The sequence below is a fragment of the Streptomyces sedi genome, from assembly GCF_006335015.1.
GTDB lineage: Bacteria > Actinomycetota > Actinomycetes > Streptomycetales > Streptomycetaceae > Streptomyces > Streptomyces sedi.
Genome location: NZ_VDGT01000020.1, coordinates 1 through 19826 on the forward strand (window position 1 = coordinate 1; position 19826 = coordinate 19826).

At 72.9% G+C, this 19826-nt stretch carries 17 protein-coding genes; 6 read left to right on the forward strand and 11 right to left on the reverse strand.

Going from position 1 to position 19826, the window contains the following annotated elements:
* Window positions 1–114 (forward strand): hypothetical protein (locus FH715_RS22335; RefSeq protein WP_139648159.1); only part of this gene is annotated, 114 nt, incomplete at its 5' end.
* A gap of 49 nt (window positions 115–163) precedes the next feature.
* Here FH715_RS22335 and FH715_RS22340 read toward each other — a convergent pair.
* The 7 genes from FH715_RS22340 to FH715_RS22370 form a co-directional block, all read right to left on the reverse strand.
* Window positions 164–1579, reverse strand: coding sequence for a GH1 family beta-glucosidase (locus FH715_RS22340; protein WP_139648339.1), 1416 nt, complete (start codon window positions 1577–1579; stop codon window positions 164–166).
* Between the two features lie 39 nt (window positions 1580–1618).
* Window positions 1619–2614 carry an ABC transporter ATP-binding protein gene (locus tag FH715_RS22345; protein WP_139648161.1) on the reverse strand — a complete coding sequence of 332 codons (996 nt, stop codon included), beginning with the start codon at window positions 2612–2614 and terminating at the stop codon, window positions 1619–1621.
* The gene (locus FH715_RS22350; protein ID WP_139648163.1) at window positions 2611–3711 is read right to left on the reverse strand and encodes an ABC transporter permease; all 1101 of its coding nucleotides are present in this window, start codon (window positions 3709–3711) and stop codon (window positions 2611–2613) included. The genes FH715_RS22345 and FH715_RS22350 overlap by 4 nt, the downstream gene beginning before the upstream one ends.
* A gap of 5 nt (window positions 3712–3716) precedes the next feature.
* Window positions 3717–4697: an ABC transporter permease gene (locus FH715_RS22355; protein ID WP_139648165.1), complete on the reverse strand. Its 981-nt coding sequence runs from the start codon at window positions 4695–4697 to the stop codon at window positions 3717–3719.
* Entirely contained in the window at window positions 4694–5833 is a 1140-nt protein-coding gene (locus tag FH715_RS22360; protein WP_139648168.1) for an ABC transporter ATP-binding protein, read from the reverse strand. The genes FH715_RS22355 and FH715_RS22360 overlap by 4 nt, the downstream gene beginning before the upstream one ends.
* Before the next feature lie 104 nt (window positions 5834–5937).
* Window positions 5938–7626 (reverse strand): ABC transporter substrate-binding protein, encoded by a 1689-nt coding sequence (locus tag FH715_RS22365; RefSeq protein WP_139648170.1) that lies wholly within the window; start codon window positions 7624–7626, stop codon window positions 5938–5940.
* Window positions 7627–7685: 59 nt separating this feature from the next.
* Complete coding sequence (locus tag FH715_RS22370) at window positions 7686–8687, reverse strand: LacI family DNA-binding transcriptional regulator (protein WP_139648172.1); 1002 nt, start codon at window positions 8685–8687, stop codon at window positions 7686–7688.
* Window positions 8688–9064: 377 nt separating this feature from the next.
* On the opposite strand from FH715_RS22370, the gene FH715_RS22375 reads away from it, so the two are divergent.
* Window positions 9065–10039 (forward strand): TIGR03557 family F420-dependent LLM class oxidoreductase, encoded by a 975-nt coding sequence (locus tag FH715_RS22375; protein WP_139648174.1) that lies wholly within the window; start codon window positions 9065–9067, stop codon window positions 10037–10039.
* A 41-nt stretch (window positions 10040–10080) separates the two neighbouring features.
* Here FH715_RS22375 and FH715_RS22380 read toward each other — a convergent pair whose 3' ends face one another.
* Window positions 10081–12003 (reverse strand): Dyp-type peroxidase, encoded by a 1923-nt coding sequence (locus tag FH715_RS22380; RefSeq protein ID WP_139648176.1) that lies wholly within the window; start codon window positions 12001–12003, stop codon window positions 10081–10083.
* Window positions 12004–12289: 286 nt separating this feature from the next.
* Here FH715_RS22380 and FH715_RS22385 point away from each other — a divergent pair, with 286 nt between their 5' ends.
* The 3 genes from FH715_RS22385 to FH715_RS22395 all read left to right on the forward strand — a co-directional run bounded on the left by FH715_RS22385 (window position 12290) and on the right by FH715_RS22395 (window position 16092).
* On the forward strand, window positions 12290–12832 hold the full coding sequence (locus FH715_RS22385) for a type 1 glutamine amidotransferase domain-containing protein (RefSeq protein WP_139648178.1): 543 nt from the start codon (window positions 12290–12292) through the stop codon (window positions 12830–12832).
* Window positions 12833–12871: 39 nt separating this feature from the next.
* On the forward strand, window positions 12872–14092 hold the full coding sequence (locus FH715_RS22390) for a baeRF2 domain-containing protein (RefSeq protein ID WP_139648180.1): 1221 nt from the start codon (window positions 12872–12874) through the stop codon (window positions 14090–14092).
* Window positions 14093–14247: 155 nt separating this feature from the next.
* A complete protein-coding gene (locus FH715_RS22395; RefSeq protein WP_139648182.1) occupies window positions 14248–16092 on the forward strand; it encodes a transketolase in 1845 nt (614 codons plus the stop codon).
* 42 nt (window positions 16093–16134) lie between these two features.
* On the opposite strand, the gene FH715_RS22400 is transcribed toward FH715_RS22395, so the two are convergent.
* Window positions 16135–17184, reverse strand: coding sequence for a hypothetical protein (locus FH715_RS22400; RefSeq protein WP_139648185.1), 1050 nt, complete (start codon window positions 17182–17184; stop codon window positions 16135–16137).
* Window positions 17185–17280: 96 nt separating this feature from the next.
* Window positions 17281–17649, reverse strand: a complete 369-nt coding sequence (locus tag FH715_RS22405; RefSeq protein WP_139648186.1) for a tetratricopeptide repeat protein — start codon at window positions 17647–17649, stop codon at window positions 17281–17283.
* A 130-nt stretch (window positions 17650–17779) separates the two neighbouring features.
* Between FH715_RS22405 and FH715_RS22410 the strand changes: the two genes are divergently transcribed.
* Complete coding sequence (locus FH715_RS22410) at window positions 17780–19165, forward strand: MFS transporter (protein ID WP_281290772.1); 1386 nt, start codon at window positions 17780–17782, stop codon at window positions 19163–19165.
* A gap of 34 nt (window positions 19166–19199) precedes the next feature.
* On the opposite strand, the gene FH715_RS22415 is transcribed toward FH715_RS22410, so the two are convergent.
* Complete coding sequence (locus FH715_RS22415; RefSeq protein ID WP_139648188.1) at window positions 19200–19796, reverse strand: DinB family protein; 597 nt, start codon at window positions 19794–19796, stop codon at window positions 19200–19202.
* Between the last annotated feature and the right edge of the window lie 30 nt (window positions 19797–19826).

Consider the following 19826-nt stretch of genomic DNA (forward strand, 5'->3'; position numbering starts at 1 on the left):
GCGCTGATCCAGGGGCAGCGCGACTTCTTCGGGGCGCACACCTACCGGCGGGTCGACCGGGAGGGCGACTTCCACACGCTCTGGGGCGAGGACCGCTCGGAGCGGCGGGGCTGAACGCGGAACGGGGCACGGTGCCCGTCGGGCCAGGGTGCCGTGTCGGGCACTAGCCTCCGCGGGTGAGCCGCACGGTGTCCCGGTACCAGGCGCCGCTCTCCTTGACGGTGCGCCGCTGGGTGTCGTAGTCCACCCGCACGATGCCGAACCGCTTGTCGTACCCGAAAGCCCATTCGAAATTGTCGAAGAGAGACCAGGAAAAATAGCCGCGCACGTCGGCCCCCTGGGCCCTGGCCTCGGCGACGGCCGCCAGATGGCCGGCGAGATAGGCGACGCGGTCCTCGTCGCGCACCTCGCCGTCCGCCGCGACGGTGTCGTCGAAGGCGGCGCCGTTCTCCGTGATCACCAGCGGCACCCCGTACTCGCGGTCTAGGCGCAGCAGCAGCTTGGTGAGTCCGGCGGGCACGATCTCCCAGTCCATGGCGGTGCGCGGCAGCCCGAACGGCACGGTGCGCACGACCGGCAGGCCCCGTTCGTCCGTGGTCGCGCCGTGCTCGTCGGTGCCGCTGAACTGGTGGCTGGTGTAGTAGTTGACGCCGAGCAGGTCCAGCGGCTGGGCGATGGTGGCCATGTCGCCGTCGCGCACCGGCAGGGTGACGCCGGCGGAGGGCAGCTCGGCCAGCAGGTCCTCCGGGTAGCGGCCGTGCACCAGGGCGTCCAGGTAGAGCCGGGAGCCCAGGGCGTCGGCGCGGCGGGCCGCCTCGCGGTCCTGCTCGCTGTCGCTGGCCGGGGAGCCGTGGCCGAGGTTGAGCACGATGCCCAGGTTCAGCTCGTCGCCGGCCTCGGCCGCCGCCGCCCGCATCCGCTGGGCGGCCATGCCGTGGCCGAGCAGCAGGTGGTGGGCGGCGTGCAGGGCGTCGGAGAAGTCCTTCCGCCCCGGGGCGTGGACGCCCTCGTGGTAGCCGAGCATCGCCGAGCACCAGGGTTCGTTCAGCGTCGTCCAGTTGACCACCCGGTCGCCCAGCGCGCGGTAGGTCAGCTCCGCGTACTCGGCGAAGCGGTGGGCGGTGTCCCGCTCCGGCCAGCCGCCGGCGTCCTCCAGCTCCTGGGGCAGATCCCAGTGGTAGAGGGTCGCCCAGGGCGTGATGCCGTGCTCCAGCAGGGTGTCGACCAGCCGGTCGTAGAACGCGATGCCCTTGGCGTTGACCGGTCCCCTGCCGCCCGGCTGGATGCGGGGCCAGGCCAGCGAGAAGCGGTAGCTGTCCACGCCGAGGCCGGCGATCAGCTTCACGTCCTCGGGCATCAGCCGGTAGTGGTCGCAGGCGGTGTCGCCGTTCTCGGCGCCCGCGACGGCGCCCGGCACGCGGCAGAAGGTGTCCCAGATGGAGTCGGTGCGGCCGTCGGCTCCGGTGGCGCCCTCGATCTGGTAGGCGGAGGTGGCGACGCCCCAGGTGAAGTTCTCCGCCAGCTCGGGGAAGGCGCGGGGCGCGCCGAGGGGTGTGGTCGTGGTGGCGTGGATCGTCATGGTGCTCGTGGTCACTCCTGTCAGTGGTCGGCGTGCAGCTCAGTGGTCGGCGTGCAGCCAGCAGGCGACGGTGCGGCCCTCGTCCAGCGGAACCGGTGCCAGCGTCGGCACCCGCTGGTCGCAGGGCTCGAACGCCTTGGGGCAGCGCGGGTGGAAAGCGCAGCCCGGAGGCATCGCCGTCAGGTCGGGGGGCGATCCGGGGATGCCGGTGAGTTCCCTGCGCGGCCCGTGGAGCGCGGGGAAGGAGTGCAACAGGCCGTGGCTGTAGGGGTGGTGGGCGGCCTGGTAGATCTCCTTGGCCGCCGCCTCCTCCACGATCCGGCCCCCATACATGATCGCGATCCGGTCGGAGAACTCGATCAGCAGCGAGATGTCGTGGGTGATGAAGACCACGGAGAAGTCCAGCTCGTTGCGGAGCCGCGTCAGCTGCTTGAGGATCTGGCGCTGCATCACCACGTCCAGCGCGGTGGTGGGCTCGTCGAGGATGACGATCTCGGGGTCCAGGGCGAGCGCCATGGCGATCATCACGCGCTGCCGCATCCCGCCCGACAGCTGGTGCGGGTAGCTGCCGAGCCGGTCGGCCGAGATGCCGACCAGGGAGAGCAACGAGGCCGCGCGCTCCTGGCGTTCGGCCGCCGTCATGTCGGGGCGGTGTGCCCTGAGCACGTCGGTGAGCTGGGAGCGGACGGTGTGCACCGGGTTGAGCGAGTTCATCGCGCCCTGGAAGACCAGCGAGATCTCGGACCAGCGGAACGCCCGCAGCTGCTCGGGCTCCAGGTCCAGGATGTCGAGGGAGGCACCCTCGCGCGGGTGGTAGGTGACCTCTCCCCCGGTGATCACGCCGGGTGGGGAGAGCAGCCGGGTGACGGCGTAGGCCAGCGTCGACTTGCCGGAGCCGGACTCGCCGGCCAGGCCGAGCACCTCGCCGCGGTGCAGGGTGAGGTTGATGTCGCGCACCGCGTGCACGGCCTTCGCGCCCAGCCCGTAGTTGACGTTCAGCCCTGAGATCTCCAGGACGGGTGGGGTGCTGGTCATGCCGGGTTGTCCTTCCGGGGAGAACGGTCCGGAGCGGCCTTTGTCGACTCGTCCGGGGCCGGCTCGTCCGGGACCGTCTCGTCCGGGGCCGGCCGTGCCTGCGCCGGCACCGCGGCGGCGGCGTCGCGGGCGACCGCCGTCACCGGCTGGTCGCGCAGCACCGGGGTGAAGCCGACGCGCATCCGCACGGAGCGGTCCGCCTTGTCGTTGCGCAGCCTGGGGTTGATGAACTCGTCGATGCCGTAGTTGATCAGCGCCAGCGAGGTGCCGAGCAGCGCGATACACAGCCCGGCGGGGACGAACCACCACCAGGCGTCCTGTGCCAGGGCCTGGTTGCTCTGCGCCCAGAACAGGACCGTGCCCCAGTTCCACTCGGAGATGTCGGCGATCCCTATGAAGGCGAGGGTGATGTTGGAGAGCACCGCGAAGATGACCGTGCCGATGAAGCCGGTGGCGATGACCGGCGTCAGGTTCGGCAGCAGTTCGAAGACGATGATCCGCCACGTCGACTCGCCGGTGGCGCGTGCGGCCTGGACGTAGTCGCGCCCGCGCAGCGAGAGCGTCTGCGCCCGCAGCACCCGCGCGCCCCAGGCCCAGGAGGTCAGGCCGATCACGGCCGCTATGGTCAGGTCGTTGGTCTCGGGCAGGAAGCTGGTGATGATGATGATCAGCGGCAGCCCGGGGATGACCAGGAAGATGTTGCTCAACGAGGAGAGCGCGTCGTCGCCGAAGCCGCCGAGATAGCCGGCGGTCACCCCGATGAGCACGCCCAGCACCGTGGCCAGGATCGCGGCGACGAAGCCCACCACCAGCACGCCCCTGGTGCCCACCAGGATCTGGGAGAAGATGTCCTGCCCGGTCTGGGTGGTGCCGAAGGGGTGGTCCCACGACGGCGAGGCCATGATCTCCTCTCCGCGCGCCGAGGGGTCGTAGGGGGCCAGCATCTCGCCGAAGATGCCCAGGAGCACGAAGACCCCGAGGATGGACAGGCCGACGATCGTCTTGCCGTTGCGCAGGAAGCGCAGCCGGTCGCGGCGCGGGGCCGCGTCGGTCTCGGCCGCGGCGACGACGGCCGATTCGGTTGCCTGGAGCGCCATGACCGTCACGCCTCCCTTCGGGTTCGGGGGTCGAGCAGCAGATAGATGAGGTCGGCCACCAGGTTGGCGGCCAACACGGCCAGGGTGATGATCAGGAAGACGCCCTGCATCAGCGGGTAGTCCTTGGCGCCGACGCCCTGGAAGAGGATGTAGCCGATGCCGGGATAGGAGAAGACCATCTCGACGAGCAGCGTGCCGCCCACGATGAAGCCCAGCGAGAGCGCGAAGTTGGAGATGCTCGGCAGGATCGCGTTCCTGGCGGCGTAGGAGAACATCACGCGCCGCTCGGGCAGCCCCTTGGCCTGGGCGACCAGCACGTAGTCCTCGGCCGAGACGGAGACCATCATGTTCCGCATCCCCAGGATCCAGCCGGCGATGGCGCTGACGATGATGGTCAGGGCGGGCAGCGTGCCGTGGTAGATGGTGCTGGAGATGAACGGCCAGTCGAAGGCCGGCACCAGGCTGTTGTCGTAGCCGCCGGAGGCCGGGAAGATCGACCACTGCACGGCGAACAGCGCGATGGCGATGAGCCCGAGCCAGAAGTACGGGATGGCCGACAGGAACGTGGTGACGGGCAGCATGTTGTCCACCCACGAGCCGCGCTTCCAGCCGGCGTAGACGCCGATCGCGGTGCCCAGCAGGAAGCTGAGGACCGTCGTCAGGCCCATCAGTCCCAGCGTCCACGGGAGGCTCTGGCTGATGATCTCGGAGACCCCGGTGGGGAAGTAGGTGAACGAGGTCCCCAGGTCGCCGTCGAGCAGGTTGCCCCAGTAGTCGAGGTACTGCCGCCAGACGGACGCCTCGTTGTCCAGGCCGAAGAGGGTGCGCAGCGAGTCGATCGCCTTGCTGTCCAACTGGCCCTGGTAGCGGGTGATCAGGGACTGCACCGGGTCGCCCGGCATCATCCGGGGGATGAAGAAGTTGATGGTGATGGCGGCCCAGGCGGTGAAGAGGTAGAAGCCGAGGCGCTGGATCAGATACCTCACGCCGAAGCCTCCTGGGGCGCGGCCTGCTTCGGGGCGTCCTCGGCGTAGAGCCAGCAGGCCGCCCACTGGCCGTCGGCCAGGTCGAAGCGGGGCGGCACCTCGCTGGCGCAGCGCTCCATCGCCTTGGGGCAGCGCGGGTGGAAGCGGCAGCCGGAGGGCGGGGAGATCAGGCTCGGCGGCTCGCCGGCGGTCTCGCTCTCCTCCTCCTCGACGACGACCTCGCCGCCGGCCGGGTCGGTGGCGGCCTCGGCCCTGGCCTTGGCGTCGGCGACGATCCGGTCGGGGTCGGGCGCGGAGGAGGTCAGCAGCTGGGTGTAGGGGTGCGCGGGGCGCTGGGTGACGGTCTCGCTGTCGCCGCCCTCGACCATCCGGCCCGCGTACATGACGAGTGTCTCGTCCGCGAAGTACCGGGCGGAGGCGATGTCGTGGGTGATGTAGAGGATGGCGAGGTCGAGCCGTTCCTTCAGGTCGCGCAGCAGGTTGAGGATGCCGAGCCGGATGGAGACGTCCAGCATCGACACCGGCTCGTCGGCCAGCAGCACGGCCGGGTCGGCGGCCATCGCCCGGGCGATGGCGACGCGTTGGCGCTGCCCGCCGGACAACTCGTGCGGGAAGGAGTCGAGATAGCGCTCGGGCGGGGTGAGGTGGACCCGTTCCAGCAGCGCGGCCAGCGCCTTCTCCAGGTCGTCGGCGGTGCGCCCGGCGCGGTCGTGGATGCGCAGCGCGCGGGTGAGGTGGTAGCGCACGGTGTGCGTGGGGTTCAGCGAGCCGAACGGGTCCTGGAAGATCAGCTGGACCTGGCGGCAGTAGGCGCGGAACGCGCGGCCCTGGCCGACCCTGGTGGGCTTGCCGTGCAGCAGCAGCTCACCGGAGGTGGTCGGGTAGAGCTGCGCCAGCAGCCGGGCGATGGTGGACTTGCCCGAGCCGGACTCGCCCACCACCGCGGTCACCGAGCCGCGGCGGAGCTTCAGGGAGACGTCGTCCACCGCGTGCACGACCGGGCGGTTGCGGTCGGCGAAGTTGCGCAACGTGCGGCGGACCGCGAAGTGCTTGCTGATGGCGCGTGCTTCGAGCACCACCTCGCCGTCCGGCGGCGGGCCGGTGGTGGTGCTGGGGGGATCGGGGCTCTTGGGCATGACGGTGGGTTCCTGTCGTACGTCGGCTGGTGCCCGCCCCCGCCTTCCGGGGCGTCGGTTGCGGCGGGGGCGGGCGGGCTGGGTGGCCTTCCGGTGCCGGGGCGTCAGCCGTCGGCGGGCTCCAGGTTGAGCACGACCTCCAGGGCGTTGCGCTGGGTGGGCTGCGGCGGAGCGTAGGGGTCCTCCTCCGAGGGCCAGCCGACCCAGTGGCGCGTGCTGTACTCGGCGCCCACGGGGGAGGCGACGGTCGGGATCATCGGCACCTCCTCGACGAAGATGCGCTGGATCTCGTCCATGGCCTCGGTGCGGCTCGCGTCGTCCGTGGCGTCGGCGTAGGCGCGCAGGGCCTCACCGGCGTCCTCGCTGGCGAAGCGGCCGAAGTTGCCGCCGGGGGACGCCTCTCCGATCGGCTTGAGCAGCGCGTCGTCCATCACGTGCTGGTAGCCGTCGTAGGGGGTGGCGCCGCCGTTGGTCCAGTGCAGGGTGGCGTCGAAGCCGCCGGCGTCGACGGAGGTGCGCCAGCCGTCGACGGTCGCGGTCTCGACGGACGCGTCGATGCCGATCTCCGCCAGATTGTCGGAGATCACCGACAGCGAGGTCAGATAGTCCGACCAGCCGGCCGGGTCGACCAGGGTCATGGTGACCGGATCGCCGTCGGGCGTGCGCAGGGTGTCGCCCTGGAAGGTGTAGCCGTTCTCCTCCAGCAGGGCGCGGGCGCCCTCGACGTCGCGCTCGACGGTCGCGCCCTGGTACTCGGGCGCCAGGAAGGAGTCGCCGGCCGGCAGCGGCAGGCCCGTCGGGCTCTCCACGACGGGGAACGCGCCGGCGTGGCCCTGCTCGTGGATGGCCTGCCGGTCGACGACCATGTTCATCGCCTGACGCAGCACCACGTCGTCGAAGGGCTCGCGCTCGGTGTTGATCCACAGTCCGTGGATGCCGAGGCCGGTGGGGAACCAGAGGTTGTGGTTCTCCGGGTCGTGGGAGAGGTAGACGTCCTCGAAGTTCGGGATGAAGACGTAGGACCACTCCAGCTCGCCGTTGGCCAGGGCGGTGGTCGCCGCGTTGTTGTCGTTGTAGCCCGTGTAGCGCAGCTCCTCGACCTCGGGCAGCTCCTGCCAGTACTCGTCGCGCCGGGTGAGGGTGACCGTCTGCGGGGTGAAGGTCTTGAGGGTGTAGGGGCCCGTGCCCACGGGGTCCTGGTTCTCGAAGGTCTCCGGGTTGTCGACCTCGGACCATATGTGTTCGGGAACGATGTAGGTCTGGTAGATCTTGACCTGGTTGACGAACTGAGGGGCCGAGAAGGTCAGGGTGACCTGGTTGCCGTCCTGGGTGATCTCCTCGAACGGGATCGCGCCCGCGTTCAGGCCCGCGTGATCCTTCAACAACTGAAAGGTGAACGCCACGTCCTCGGCGTCGAACGTCTCGCCGTCGGACCAGGTCGCGCCCTCACGGACGGTCAGGACCAGCTCGGTGTACTCCTCGTTCCAGGACCACTCCTCCGCGAGCCAGGGCTTGCCCTCCTCCTCGGGGGCGATGCCGTTGGTCATCACCAGCGGCTCGTAGACCATGGCGCGGTAGCCGAGCGAGGCGCCGGCCGAGGTCTCCAGCAGCGGGTTGCTGTTGTTGGCCTGGGGCCCGTTGGGCATCCCGACGGTCAGCACCCCGTCGCCGTTGCCGCCGCCCTTGTTGTCGCGGTTGCTGTTGGCGTCGGAGCAGGCGGCCAGCAGCGAGAGCGACAGTACGACTCCGGTCGCCAGTGCGAGGTTTCTGCGGGCTCGTGGTTGGACTCTCACGGAAGGCTCCCAGGGTGGTCTCTTGACGGGGTGGTGGAACGGTGCGGAGAACGGGGGCGTCAGCCGGGTGCCGAGGACCGGATGACGAGTTCGGTGGGCAGCACGAGGGGGTCGGGGCGCAGGGCCGTGGTGCCGCTGAGGTGGTCGAGCATCCGCCGGGCCGCGGCCTCGCCCATCGCCTGCATGGGCTGGCGGACGGTGGTGAGCGAGGGCTCGGTGTAGGCGGCGATGGGGATGTCGTCGAAGCCGATGACGGCCACGTCGTCGGGGACCCGCCGGCCGGCGGCGCGCAGCGCGTGCAGCACGCCGGTGGCGCTGAGGTCGTTGTGGCAGAAGACGGAGTCGAACGCGAGGCCGTCGGCGAGCGCGCGCTCGATCACCCGCTGACCGCAGCGGACGGTGAAGTCGCCCTCGAAGGTGCGGGAGGCGGGCTGTCCCACGCCGTGTTCGGTGAGCACCTCGGCGAAGCCGCCGAGCCGGTCCCGCACGCAGCCGAAGTGGGCGGGGCCGGTCACCACCAGCGGTGCGCGGCGCCCGGAGGTGAGCAGGTGCTGGGCGGCCGAGGCGCCGCCGGCGCGGTTGGTGGTGGAGACCGAGGGGAACGCGGCGCCCTGGCCGCGGTCGTCGACCAGGACCAGCGGCAGCCCCTGGTGGTGGAGGGCGGCGATGGAACCCCTGGTGTTCTCCGGCTCGATCACCAGCACCCCGTCGAAGGCGCGGGCCGAGACCTGGCTGGTGAACTGGGTCATCGACTCCTCACCGCGGTTGCAGGTGAAGAGCAGCAGGCCGTAGCCGGCGGCCTCCAGCGTGTCCGCGACGCCCTGGAGCACCTCGGCCGACCAGGGCCAGGTCAGGGAAGGGACGAGCATGGCCAACGTGCGGCTGTTCCCCCGGGCGAGGCCGACCGCGCGGGCGGAGGGCACATAGCCCAGCTCGGCGATGACGGTGCGCACCCGTTCCGCCGTCCCGGAGTCCACCTCGCCCTTGCCGTTGAGCACGCGCGAGACCGTGGTCTTGCTGACGGCCGCGTTGCGGGCGACATCGGCGATGGTGACACGCATGGGGGAGGCTCCTCGGCACGCTGAGCAGGGGGCTGCCGCGGGGCTTTCGGCGGCAGCGCCGACACCGGTCCCGGAACCGGTTCCGGCGATGTTGCGTGGGAGTTAATCGCGGGGGCGGGATGACGTCAATATGTCGCGCCACTTTTCTTTTGACAGGCGCTCAAGGCCCCTTATGCCTTCAAGAGGTGTACCTGGAAAACGTTTCACCCTCGCTGACCAGGCCCGGACGCGTCATGGTCACATAACCAGCACCCGCTCCCACGGGTCGGCCATCCGACGGACTCCGCACCGACGGCGGCCCCGTCAACGCGCGCCCCGTCGCCCGGACTGGCAGCGTGCCAGTCCGGGGGACCGACCCGCCAGGCCCAGGGAGCACGATGCAGATCGGTTACAAACTGGCCGCCGAGGCCTTCGGCCCGAACGAGTTGGTGCGGCAGGCCGTGCTCGCGGAGCGCGCCGGCTTCGACTTCGCCGAGATCAGCGACCACTACCACCCCTGGCTCGACGTCCAGGGCCACTCCCCCTTCGCCTGGTCGGTGCTCGGCACCATCGCCGCCAGGACCGAACGGCTCGGGCTCGCCACCGGGGTGACCTGCCCGACCGTGCGCTACCACCCGGCGGTGATCGCCCAGGCGGCGGCGACCCTCGCACTGCTCTCCGACGGGCGGTTCACCCTCGGCGTCGGCTCGGGCGAACGTCTCAACGAGCACGTCGTGGGCCTGGAGTTCCCCGACTCGGTGCAGGTGCGCCAGCAGCTGCTGCGCGAGGCCCTGGAGATCATCGGCCTCCTCTGGCAGGGCGGGTACCGCTCCTACGAGGGCGAGCACCTGCGGCTGGAGGACGCCAGGATCTTCGACCTGCCGCCCACCCCGCCGGCGCTCGCGGTCGCGGCCGGCGGCCCGGACGCGGCGCGGCTCGCCGCGGAGCTCGGCTCGGCGCTCTTCGCCACCGAGCCGCGGCCCGAGCTGGTGAACGCCTACCGCGAGGCGGGGGGCGACGGGCCGCGCTACGTGGAGATGCCGGTCTCCTACGCGGCGGACGAACACGAGGCGGCGCGTGCCGCGTTGACCACCAACCGCTGGGCGGTCACCGGCTGGAAGGTGATGAGCGAACTGCCCAACCCGGTCAACTTCGACGCGGCGACCACCACCGTCCGGGAGAGCGACATCCGTGAGAGCTTCGCCTGCGGCTCGGACGTGTCCCGCTATCTGGAGGTGGCCCAGCCCTTCGTCGACGCCGGCTTCGACCGGCTGGTGCTGATGAACGCCGGGCCCGACGCGGACGCCTTCCTCGACTTCTACCAGCGGGAGTTGGAGGGGCCGCTGCGCGAGCTGGCGCCGCGGCGGGGCTGACCGCCCCGGGCCCCGGGCGGCGCCCGGGGCCCGGCGCCGGCTCAGCCGCCCGTGCCCGTGCGCCACAGCACCTCGCCGTCGGCCGACCTGATCCGCGCCTCGCCGTCCGCGGCCACCACCAGCACGGCGCCCGGGTTCCCCTCGGTGGGCGTGGACCACAGCGCCCCGCCGTCCGCACCCACCAGGACCAGCCGCCCGTCCTCCAGGAACTCCGCGCGCCCCGCCTCACCCCCGGCCTCGCCCGCCTCCCAGAGGACCTCCTCGTGCTCGTCGCGCACCCGCAGGTCGGCGTCGTCCTCGAAGCGCAGCCTGGCCCGGCCCGAGCTGATCACCTCGCCCCTGCGCAGCACCACCGGCGCGGCCAACTCCCGGTCCTCCGGCGGCTCGCCGGCCGTGATCTCGCCGGCGGCCAGCAGCCGCAGCGCCGTGAGCGAGGGGGTGAACGCGTAGAGCGTGCCCTCGGTCCGCACGAACGAGCGCAGCGTCAGCGACACCTGCTCCTCGCTCCCCCGCACCGGGAACGCCGCGGAGCCGCCGCTGCCGATCACCGCGTCCCTGCCCACCGCCTGATCACGCTCCGGGAAGTTCTCCGCCTCCACCCAGGAGCGCTGGACGAACTCGAACTGCGCCACCAGATCGCCCTGGTAGGCGACGAAGACCAGACCGCGCGGCGCGTCGGGGCCGTTCTCCGCGCCGCCGGTCGGGTCGAAACGCGCCCCGAACGGCACCCCGCGCCGCATCAGCCGGCGGCCGTCCAACGCGCCCTTGAGCGCGACCGGTTCGGGGTCGGTGACGCGCGCCAGCAGCCCGTCGCGCGGGTTGGTCTTGCGCAGGTGGGAGCAGAGCGGCACGGCGCGGCCCAGCAGGTCATCGCCGTAGGTGACGTCGTTGTCGGCGTCGGTCTCGGGGTCGGGGTGCGGGTCGGCGTCCGGGTACTTCGTCAGCGGGGCGCCGGAGCGCCAGCGGCCCATCAGCCGGGCGGCCAGCCACTCGCTGCCGGCCTCCGACGGAATCGCGTCCCGCTCGCGCAACTCGCCGACCGCGTCGGCCACCTGGGCCCACCAGCCGGGAACGTCCTGGGCGAGGCGGCGCACCACCTGGAAGGAGCCGTCCCGCATCCACTCGGGCAGCCAGTCGGGCAGCCGGTGGTCCTTGGGGTGGCCGACCAGGAACTCGCCGGCCGCCACGATCCGGGTGCCGGGCCGGCCCAGCTGCTGATCGGGGTCGTCCGGGTCCGGCTCGTCGAAGTCCCGCACGCCGGGCTGGCTGACGCCGTCCTTGAAGCCGAAGTGCTCCCGGCCCCGGAGGCTGCCCGCGAGGGTGCCGGCCGGCTGCTCGAAGACGAGGCTCAGCCCGGCCTCCTCGGCCTCCCGGCGCTCCTCCGCCAGCGCGCGCCCCAGGTCCTCGGGGTCGTCGGCGGCGAGGGTGAGCACCGCGTGCACCGGAGACTGGTCGTCCGCGCCGAAGAGCCAGTGCTCGGGGGCGCTCTCCCCCGTGTCGCCGAGCAGCGCGGCGCGCCGGGCCGGCCCCTGGAGGAACGCCTCCCGCGTGGTGCCCCGGGGCACGTCCGCGTAGGGGACTCCGCCGATCAGCGTCTCCAGGCCGGCGTGGGTGAGCCCGACCGAGCGCCAGGTGGCGCGCTGGCGCTGCGGGTCGACGCCGGAGCGGGCCCGCCTGGCGCGGCTGAACTGGCGGTTGAAGTCGGCCACCTCGCGGGTGGTGGCGACCCGGTGGCGCAGCCCGTCCAGCCACCCCCTGGCCGCCTCCGGCGTGCCGAACGCGAGCAGCAGCAGATGGACGTGGTCCTTGCGGAAGCCGGCGAGCACGTCGCCCTGGATCTCGGTGCTCTGCCGCAGCGGCGGCTCCGCCGAGCGGGGCGCGGTGCCCGGCGCCGGCACCCGCGCGGTCGGCGCGGCCCGCTCGGTGGCTGTCGTGGGAACGGTCGACTCGGGTGGCTGGGGCATCGGCTCTCCGGAGCGTTCGGTCGGTGGGAGCGGCTGGCCCGCGCGGACGACCCATCCGTCACCATCCGTAGCCATCCGTCACGTCGGGGCGAAGCTACCGACCCCACGGGCGGAACACTCCCTTCCGCGGGGGAGTCCACTCCTTCGAGGGGGCACGCGCGCGGCTCACATTGACGCGTCGGCGCGCGCCGGGTGTTTTCCGCGCGCTCCGGCCGGTTACTCGCGTGGGGCCGGCCGCCGCACCGGCGACCGCACACGTCGATCGAAGGAAACGGTGGACCAGACGATGCGTATCGCGTTTCTCACCGCGCACGAGGGTGTCGAGCAGGTGGAGCTGACCGAGCCGTGGGAGGCGGTCGCGGCCACCGGGGAGACCCCGCAGCTGATCTCGACCCGCCGGGGGGAGGTGCAGGCATTCCGTCACCTCGACAAGGCCGACACCTTCCCGGTGGACGGCACGGTGGCGGAGACCTCCCCCGACGAGTTCGACGCGCTGGTGCTGCCGGGCGGCGTGGCCAACCCGGACGCGCTGCGCGTGGACCGCCAGGCCGTGGCCTTCGTCCGCTCCTTCTTCGACGCGGGCAAGCCGGTCGCCGCGATCTGCCACGCCCCGTGGACGCTGATCGAGGCGGATGTCGTCGCCGACCGGACCATGACCTCCTGGCCGAGCCTGCGGACCGACCTGACCAACGCCGGCGCCCACTGGGTGGACGAGCCGGTCCAGGTCTGCCGCGCCGGCCGCAGCACGCTGGTGACCAGCCGCAAGCCCGACGACCTGCCGCACTTCGACGAGGCGATGCTCCGCGAGTTCGGCAAGGTCGCCGCCTGAGCGGCACCGACCGAGCCCGCACCGCCGACGGAGGGCATCATGCATCTCGGATTTCTCAGCCCACTGCTCCAGCGCCCCGGCCCCTGGGCCTCGGCGTACGTCAACACCTCCCAGGTCGCGGCGGACGCGGAGGAGCAGATCGCGCTCCAGGCCCGCGCGGCGGGCGACCAGCTCGCCGGGCAGGGCGCCGACGAGGCGACCTGCCGGGCGGTGCACGCCGCCTGCGCCGGCCTGGACCGCGCGGAGGCGGGCCACGCGCTCTTCGCCACCGAGGGGGAGGTGGTCCTCGACGTCCCGCTGACCTCTCCCCCGCCCTCCCCGCCGCTCACGGCCTGGGCTCCGCTGCCCCGGCTCGGCCCGATGCTGGACTACGGCGAGCGGCGCCCGCCGACGCTGGTGGCCTTCGTCGACCGGGAGGGAGCCGACATCAGGTACCTGGGTACCCATGGCGGCTCGCGGCCGGTGGAACGAGTGGCGGGCCAGGAGTGGCCGATCCACCGCACCGGACGGGCCGACTGGTCCGAGCGCCACTTCCAGCTGGCCGTCGAGAACACCTGGGAGGAGAACGCGCGGCTGATCGCCGAGCACCTGGCGGACGACGCGTCCGAGGCCGGGGCCGAGCTGCTCGTCGTCGCGGGCGAGCCCCGGGAACGCGTCTCCGTCATCGAGCAACTCCCGGAGCCGTTGCGGGAGTCGGCCGTCGAGAGCGAGTTCGGCGGACGCGCGCCCGGCGCCGACGAGGACCGGCTGGACGCGCGGGTCGCCGAGGCCAGGACCGCGCTGGGTGAACGGCGGGCCGCGCGGCGGTACGACCGTTTCCTGGCCGGACGGGTCGACACCGACGAGCGCGGGGTCGACGCCGTCGAGGGCGTCCCCGCCCTGCTCGACGCGGCCCGCGAGCACCGGATCGACACCCTGCTCGTCCGGCTGGACGGCCCCGACCTGCACCGGGACGTGTGGGTCGGCGCGGAGCCCGACCAACTGGCCACGCGCCGCTCGGAGTCGGCCTATCTGGGCGAGCCCGAACCGCGGCCGGCGCGCGCCGACGACGCGCTGCTGCGCTCGGCGGCGGCCCACGAGGCCGAGGTGGTCGTGGTGGCCGGGCCCGTCCCCGAGGAGGGCCCGTTCGTGGCGCGCGACGGGCTGCCGGCCGGCGGCCTCGGGGCGTTGCTGCGCTGGCCGTACCGGGACGGCGTCCCGGACGGCGGCCACCGGCCGCCCGGGGACATCCCCAGCGGCGGGCCCCGTGCACCGGGGTGAACGGAGCGCACGCGGGGCATCGCGCGGGCGCTCGTTTAGCGCGCCCGCGCGCCGGGGTACCCGGGGGCGCGTGCGGACCGCCGCCCGCCGGGGGCGGCGCCGCCGCTTCGGGCGGAGACCGCAGGACCAGGGGCGATTCCCGGGAGGCAGCGCAGATGACGTCAGCGGACCAGTACCTGGCCGAGCTGGGCCAGCAGCTGAGGGTGGACGCGGTGCGCGCCACCTCGAAGGCCGGCTCCGGGCACCCCACCTCCTCGATGTCGGCGGCCGACCTGATGGCCGTGCTGCTCGCCCGCCATCTGCGCTACGACTTCGACTGGCCCGACCACCCGGGCAACGACCGGCTGATCCTCTCCAAGGGGCACGCCTCCCCGCTGCTGTACGCGGCGTACAAGGCGGCCGGCGCGATCACCGACGAGGAGCTGGGGACCTACCGCACCCTCGGCAGCCGGCTGGAGGGCCACCCCACCCCGCGGCTGCCGTGGGTGGACGTGGCGACGGGGTCGCTGGGGCAGGGGCTGCCGATCGGCGCCGGGGTCGCCCTGGCCGGGCAGCGGCTCCAGGAGGCCGAATCCCGCGTGTGGGTCCTCACCGGCGACAGCGAGCTGGCCGAGGGCTCGGTCTGGGAGGCGTTCGAGCACGCGGGGTACGAGCGGCTCGCCAGCCTGACCGCGATCCTCGACATCAACCGCCTCGGCCAGCGCGGCCCGACCCGCCACGAGTGGGACCTGGACGCGTACGCCCGGCGGATCGCGGCGTTCGACTGGCACACCATCGAGGTCGACGGCCACGACCTGGCCGCGATCGACGCGGCCTACAGGGAGGCCGCGAGCGTCACCGACCGGCCCACCGCGATCCTGGCGCGCACCCAGAAGGGGCGCGGGGTCGCGGCGGTCGCCGACCAGGAGGGCAAGCACGGCAAGCCGATGCCGGACGAGGCGGAGGCCGTCGAGGAGCTGGGCGGGGTGCGCGACCTGCGGGTCGACGTGCGCCGCCCGGAGGCCACGACCGTGCCGCCGAGGCCCGGCGGCGGGCGGGTGGAGCTGCCCCGCTACGAGGTGGGCGAGAAGGTCGCGACCAGGAACGCGTTCGGCGAGGCGCTGGCCGCGCTGGGCGCGGCGAGGCCCGAGGTCGTGGCGTTGGACGGTGAGGTGGGCGACTCGACCCGCGCGGAGTTCTTCGCGAAGCGCCACCCGGACCGCTACTTCGAGTGCTACATCGCCGAGCAGGAGCTGGTGGCCACGGCCGTCGGCATGGCGGTGCGCGGCTGGCTGCCGTTCGCCGCGACGTTCGCCGCGTTCCTCACCCGGGCGCACGACTTCCTGCGGATGGCCACGGTGAGCCGCGTGGGGCTCTGCGTCTCCGGCTCGCACGCCGGCGTGGCGATCGGCGAGGACGGCCCCTCCCAGATGGGTCTTGAGGACCTGGCGATGTTCCGGGCGCTCCACGAGTCGACGGTGCTCTATCCGTGCGACGCCAACCAGGCGGCCCAACTGGTCGCCGAGATGGCCGAGGAGAGCGGCGTGCGCTATCTGCGCACCTCGCGCGGCGCCGATCCGGTGATCTACGGCGAGGACGAACGTTTCCCCGTGGGCGGCAGCAAGCTGCTGCGCTCCTCGGCCGAGGACCGGCTGACCGTGGTGGCCGCCGGGGTGACCGTGCACGAGGCGCTGCGCGCGGCGGACGAACTGGCCGAGGAGGGCGTCCCCGTGCGCGTGGTCGACCTGTACTCGGTGAAGCCGGTGGACGCGGCGGCGCTGCGGGAGGCCGCGGAGTTGACGGGCTGCCTGCTCACCGTGGAGGACCACCGGCACGCCGGCGGCCTGGGCGACGCGGTGCTCGACGCGTTCTCCGACGGCCGGCCGGTGCCCCGGCTGCTGCGGCTCGCCGTCGACACGATGCCGGGCTCGGCGACCCCGGACGAGCAGCTGCGCGCCGCCGGCATCGACGCGGGCGCGATCGCGACGGCGGCGCGGAGGTATCTGGCGGGGTACGGCTGACCCGTTCGGTGAACCGCTCGGCGACGGTGGCCCGCAGCCCCCTCACGGGCCGGCGTGCGCGTCCAGCAGGGTCTCGCAGGTCTCCGTCAGGGAGGGGAACGTGCGCAGCGTGTGCCGGGAGCGGGCCGCGAGGGCGGCCGTGCTGGGGACGCCGAGGTCGGCCAGGAGCGCGGCGAACCCGGGGGTGTGGCGCTCGCTCCGCTCCGGCGGGGCGTCCGCCGCGAGGATCATCTGGCAGCGTGCGTACGTCGCCACCAGCCAGAACAGCACCTCACGCTGACGGCCGGCCCGGATCAGCTCGCGGGTGGCGTCGAGGGCGATCGGCCGCGCCGCCGGGCTGATGTCCGAGCGGAAGGGGAAGGGCGTGCCCGAGACGGCGCACGCCGCGTCGAACGCGTCGGTGAGCGGCGCCAGATGGGCCTCGGCGCTCCGGGCGTCCAGCTCGGCGCAGCCGAGGGCGTCGAGCAGCGGCGGGTAGGCGGTCGACAGGCCGTGCTCGGCGAGCAGTTCGCGCACCCGGAGATAGCGCAGGCGGACGGTGGGGTTGCGCAGCCCCGCGACGAGCAGCGCGTGGGTGGTGATCCCGGTCGGGAAGAGCCAGCCGATCACGGCGCCGGGGTCGGGCGCCGTCGGGCCGGCGGGCAGCGCGGCGGAGCGGGTGAGCCCCTCCGCGGCGCGACCCAGCGCGTGCCGGTAGCGGCGCCGCACCCACGCCCGTTCGGTGAACCGCTCGGCGACGGTGGCCCGCAGCCGGGCCAACTGCCCGGTGGGGTCGGCGATCAGGGTGTCGGCGCGGAACGGGCCGGCCAGGTGGTAGTCGCCGAGGACCGCCTCCGGGTTCTCCAGGGCCGCCGACGCCACCAGGCTGATCTCGACCAGCGCGCCCCGGTGGATGAACTTCCCGGGCTTGGTCGGGGGTTCGGGGTCGGTGGTGACCACCATGACGTCGGTGTCGGAACCGAGCGGCACCTCGGCGGTGTCCGGAAGCCCCACCGTCGAGCCGGTGAAGTAGGCCCCGGCGAACCAGTGTTCCCGCGAGGCGCGCGTGGCCACCCACTCGCGCGCGGCGGCGCGCGCCTCCCCGATCAGCATCGGGCCATTGTGCCCGTCCGGGACCCCGACCCCCGCGCGGGGCCCCGGACGGTGGTACGGCGGGGTGTTCCCCCGCCGTCGGCCGGTGTCGCGCCGTCAGTCGTACTGCCCGAAGCGGGCGGCGGCCAGGTAGTCGGGCTTGGGGTCCAGCGCGGCGGCCAGCCGGAAGTGGCGCAGCGCCTCGTCGCCGCGCGCCGCGCGCTGGAGCGTGCGCGCCAGCGCGAAGTGCGCGAAGGCGTTGTCCGGCTCGCGCTCCAACACCACCAGGAACTCGCGCTCCGCCCTGCGCAGCTGCGCGCCCAGGAAGAACGCGCGGGCGCGCAGCAGCCGGGCCGACGTGTTCTCCGGGTGGGCCTCCACCACTCCGTCCAGCAGCTTGACGGCGCCGCGCGGGTCGCCGGCGTCCAGGAGCTGTTCGGCGGCGCGGTAGGAGATGACGTGGGTGGCGGGTGAGGTCTGGTGCACGGTGCCCTCCCTGAGTGGTGTGAGGAGCGCTGCTTCCGTGGCGGCAACACACTCCCCGACCGGGGTATTCCCAGGATCCGCCAGGCGCACCGTTCACCCGACCCCCGGACAGGGGCTACGCTGAGTGATCGTGGCTGAGAACGAGACCCTCCCCCGCCGTCGCCGTCTGCTGATCCTCGCCATCTGTTGCATGAGCCTGCTGATCGTCAGCCTCGACGTGACCGCGCTCAACGTCGCGCTGCCCGACCTCGGGCGGGAGTTGGACGCCGATGTCTCCGGGCTTCAGTGGACGATGGACGTCTACACGGTGGTGCTGGCGTCCTTCCTGCTGCTGTCCGGTTCGATGGCGGACCGGCTGGGGCGGCGGCTGGTCTTCCGGATCGGGCTGGTCGTCTTCACTGCGGGCTCGCTGCTGTGCGCGCTGGCGCCGGGGCTGGAGTGGCTGATCGTCTTCCGCGGGATGCAGGCCGTCGGCGGTTCGATGCTCAACCCGGTGGCGATGTCCATCATCACCAACACCTTCACCGACCGGCGGGAGTTGGCCCGGGCGATCGGCGCCTGGGGCGGGGTGGTGGGCATCTCGATGGCGATCGGGCCGATCGTGGGGGGCGCCCTGGTGCACTCCTTCGGCTGGCGCGCGATCTTCTGGCTCAACCTGCCGATCGGGCTGGCCGCCCTCGTTCTCACCACGCTCTTCGTGCCGGAGTCCCGCGCGCCCCGCCCGCGACGGCTGGACCCGGTGGGACAGGCGCTGGTGATCACGCTGCTCGGCGCGTTGACGTTCGGCATCATCGAGGGCGGCAAGGAGGGCTGGTCCTCGCCCCTGCTGCTGGCGGGGGTCGGGGTGGCGGCGCTCGCGCTGGTCGGGCTGCTGCGCTACGAGCCGAGGCGGCGGGAGCCGCTGCTGGAGCTGGACTTCTTCCGCAGCGTGCCGTTCAGCGGGGCGTTCGCGATCGCCATCGCCTCCTTCGCGGCGCTGGCCGGCTTCCTCTTCCTCAACACGCTCTACCTCCAGGACCAGCGCGGGCTGAGCCCGTGGGAGGCGGGGCTCTATCTGCTGCCGATGGCGGCGACCACGCTCGTCTTCTCACCGCTGTCGGGGCAGCTGCTCGGGCTGGTCGGCGAGCGGGTGCCGCTGGTGGTCGCGGGGATCGCGATCACCTTCAGCGGGGCGTGGCTGTCCGGAGTGGGGAACGCGACCCCGCTGTGGGTGCTGTTCACCGGCTATGTCGTCTTCGGTATCGGCTTCGGTCTTGTCAACGCGCCCATCACGCACACCGCGGTGACCGGGATGCCGAAGACGCAGGCCGGTGTCGCCGCGGGGGTGGCGTCGACCGGGCGACAGGTCGGCTCGGCGCTGGGCATCGCGGTGGTGGGCACCGCGCTGGCCGCCGGGTCACGCACCGCGGGATGGTGGATCATCTGCGGCTGCGGCGCGTTGGTGCTGCTGCTGGGCGCGGCGACCACGGGCGCGCGGGCCCGCCGCACGGCCGAACGGCTCGGGCGGCGGGACTGACCGGCTGGTTCTCCCGCTTCCTCCGGCCCTCCGCTCAGCGGAACGTGCGGGCCGCCTCCTCCACCCGCTCCCGGTAGGCGCCCCACCAGTCGGTGTCCCGCTCCGGCAGGTTGTTCCCCCGGGAGCGCAGCCCGACCTCCCCGTCGACCAGCTCGCGCACGATGTCCGCGTGTCCGGCGTGGCGGTGCAGCTCGGCGACCAGGTGGAGGGCGATCTGGTGGACGGTGACCTCGGCCTTCTCGGCCGGCCACCAGGGGACCCTGCCACGGGTCGTGAGCGGCGCCGTCCCGACGAACCGGTCGGTGTGGGCGGCCACCCGGCGCAGGTCGGTGACGAGCGCCTCGCGCGACTGCTCGGGGGTGGCCCACATGTCGATGTTGTCCTCCTCGAAGTCGAAGCCCCAGGAGAGCGGCTCGACCCGCTGGTCGAAGACGACGCCGAAGTAGCCGTGCTCGGTGAAGGCGGCGTGCTTGACCAGGCCGAGGACGTTGGTACCGGTGGGGGTGAGGGGGCGGCGGGCGTCGTACTCGGAGAGTCCGTCGAGCTTGAGGAGGAGCGACTCCCTCGCCTCGCGCAGATAGCGCAGCAGATGTGTGCGGGGGTCGGCCGGGTCGGCGCTGGTGGTCGTCATGCGCGCCACTCTCTCAGCCGCCACTGACAA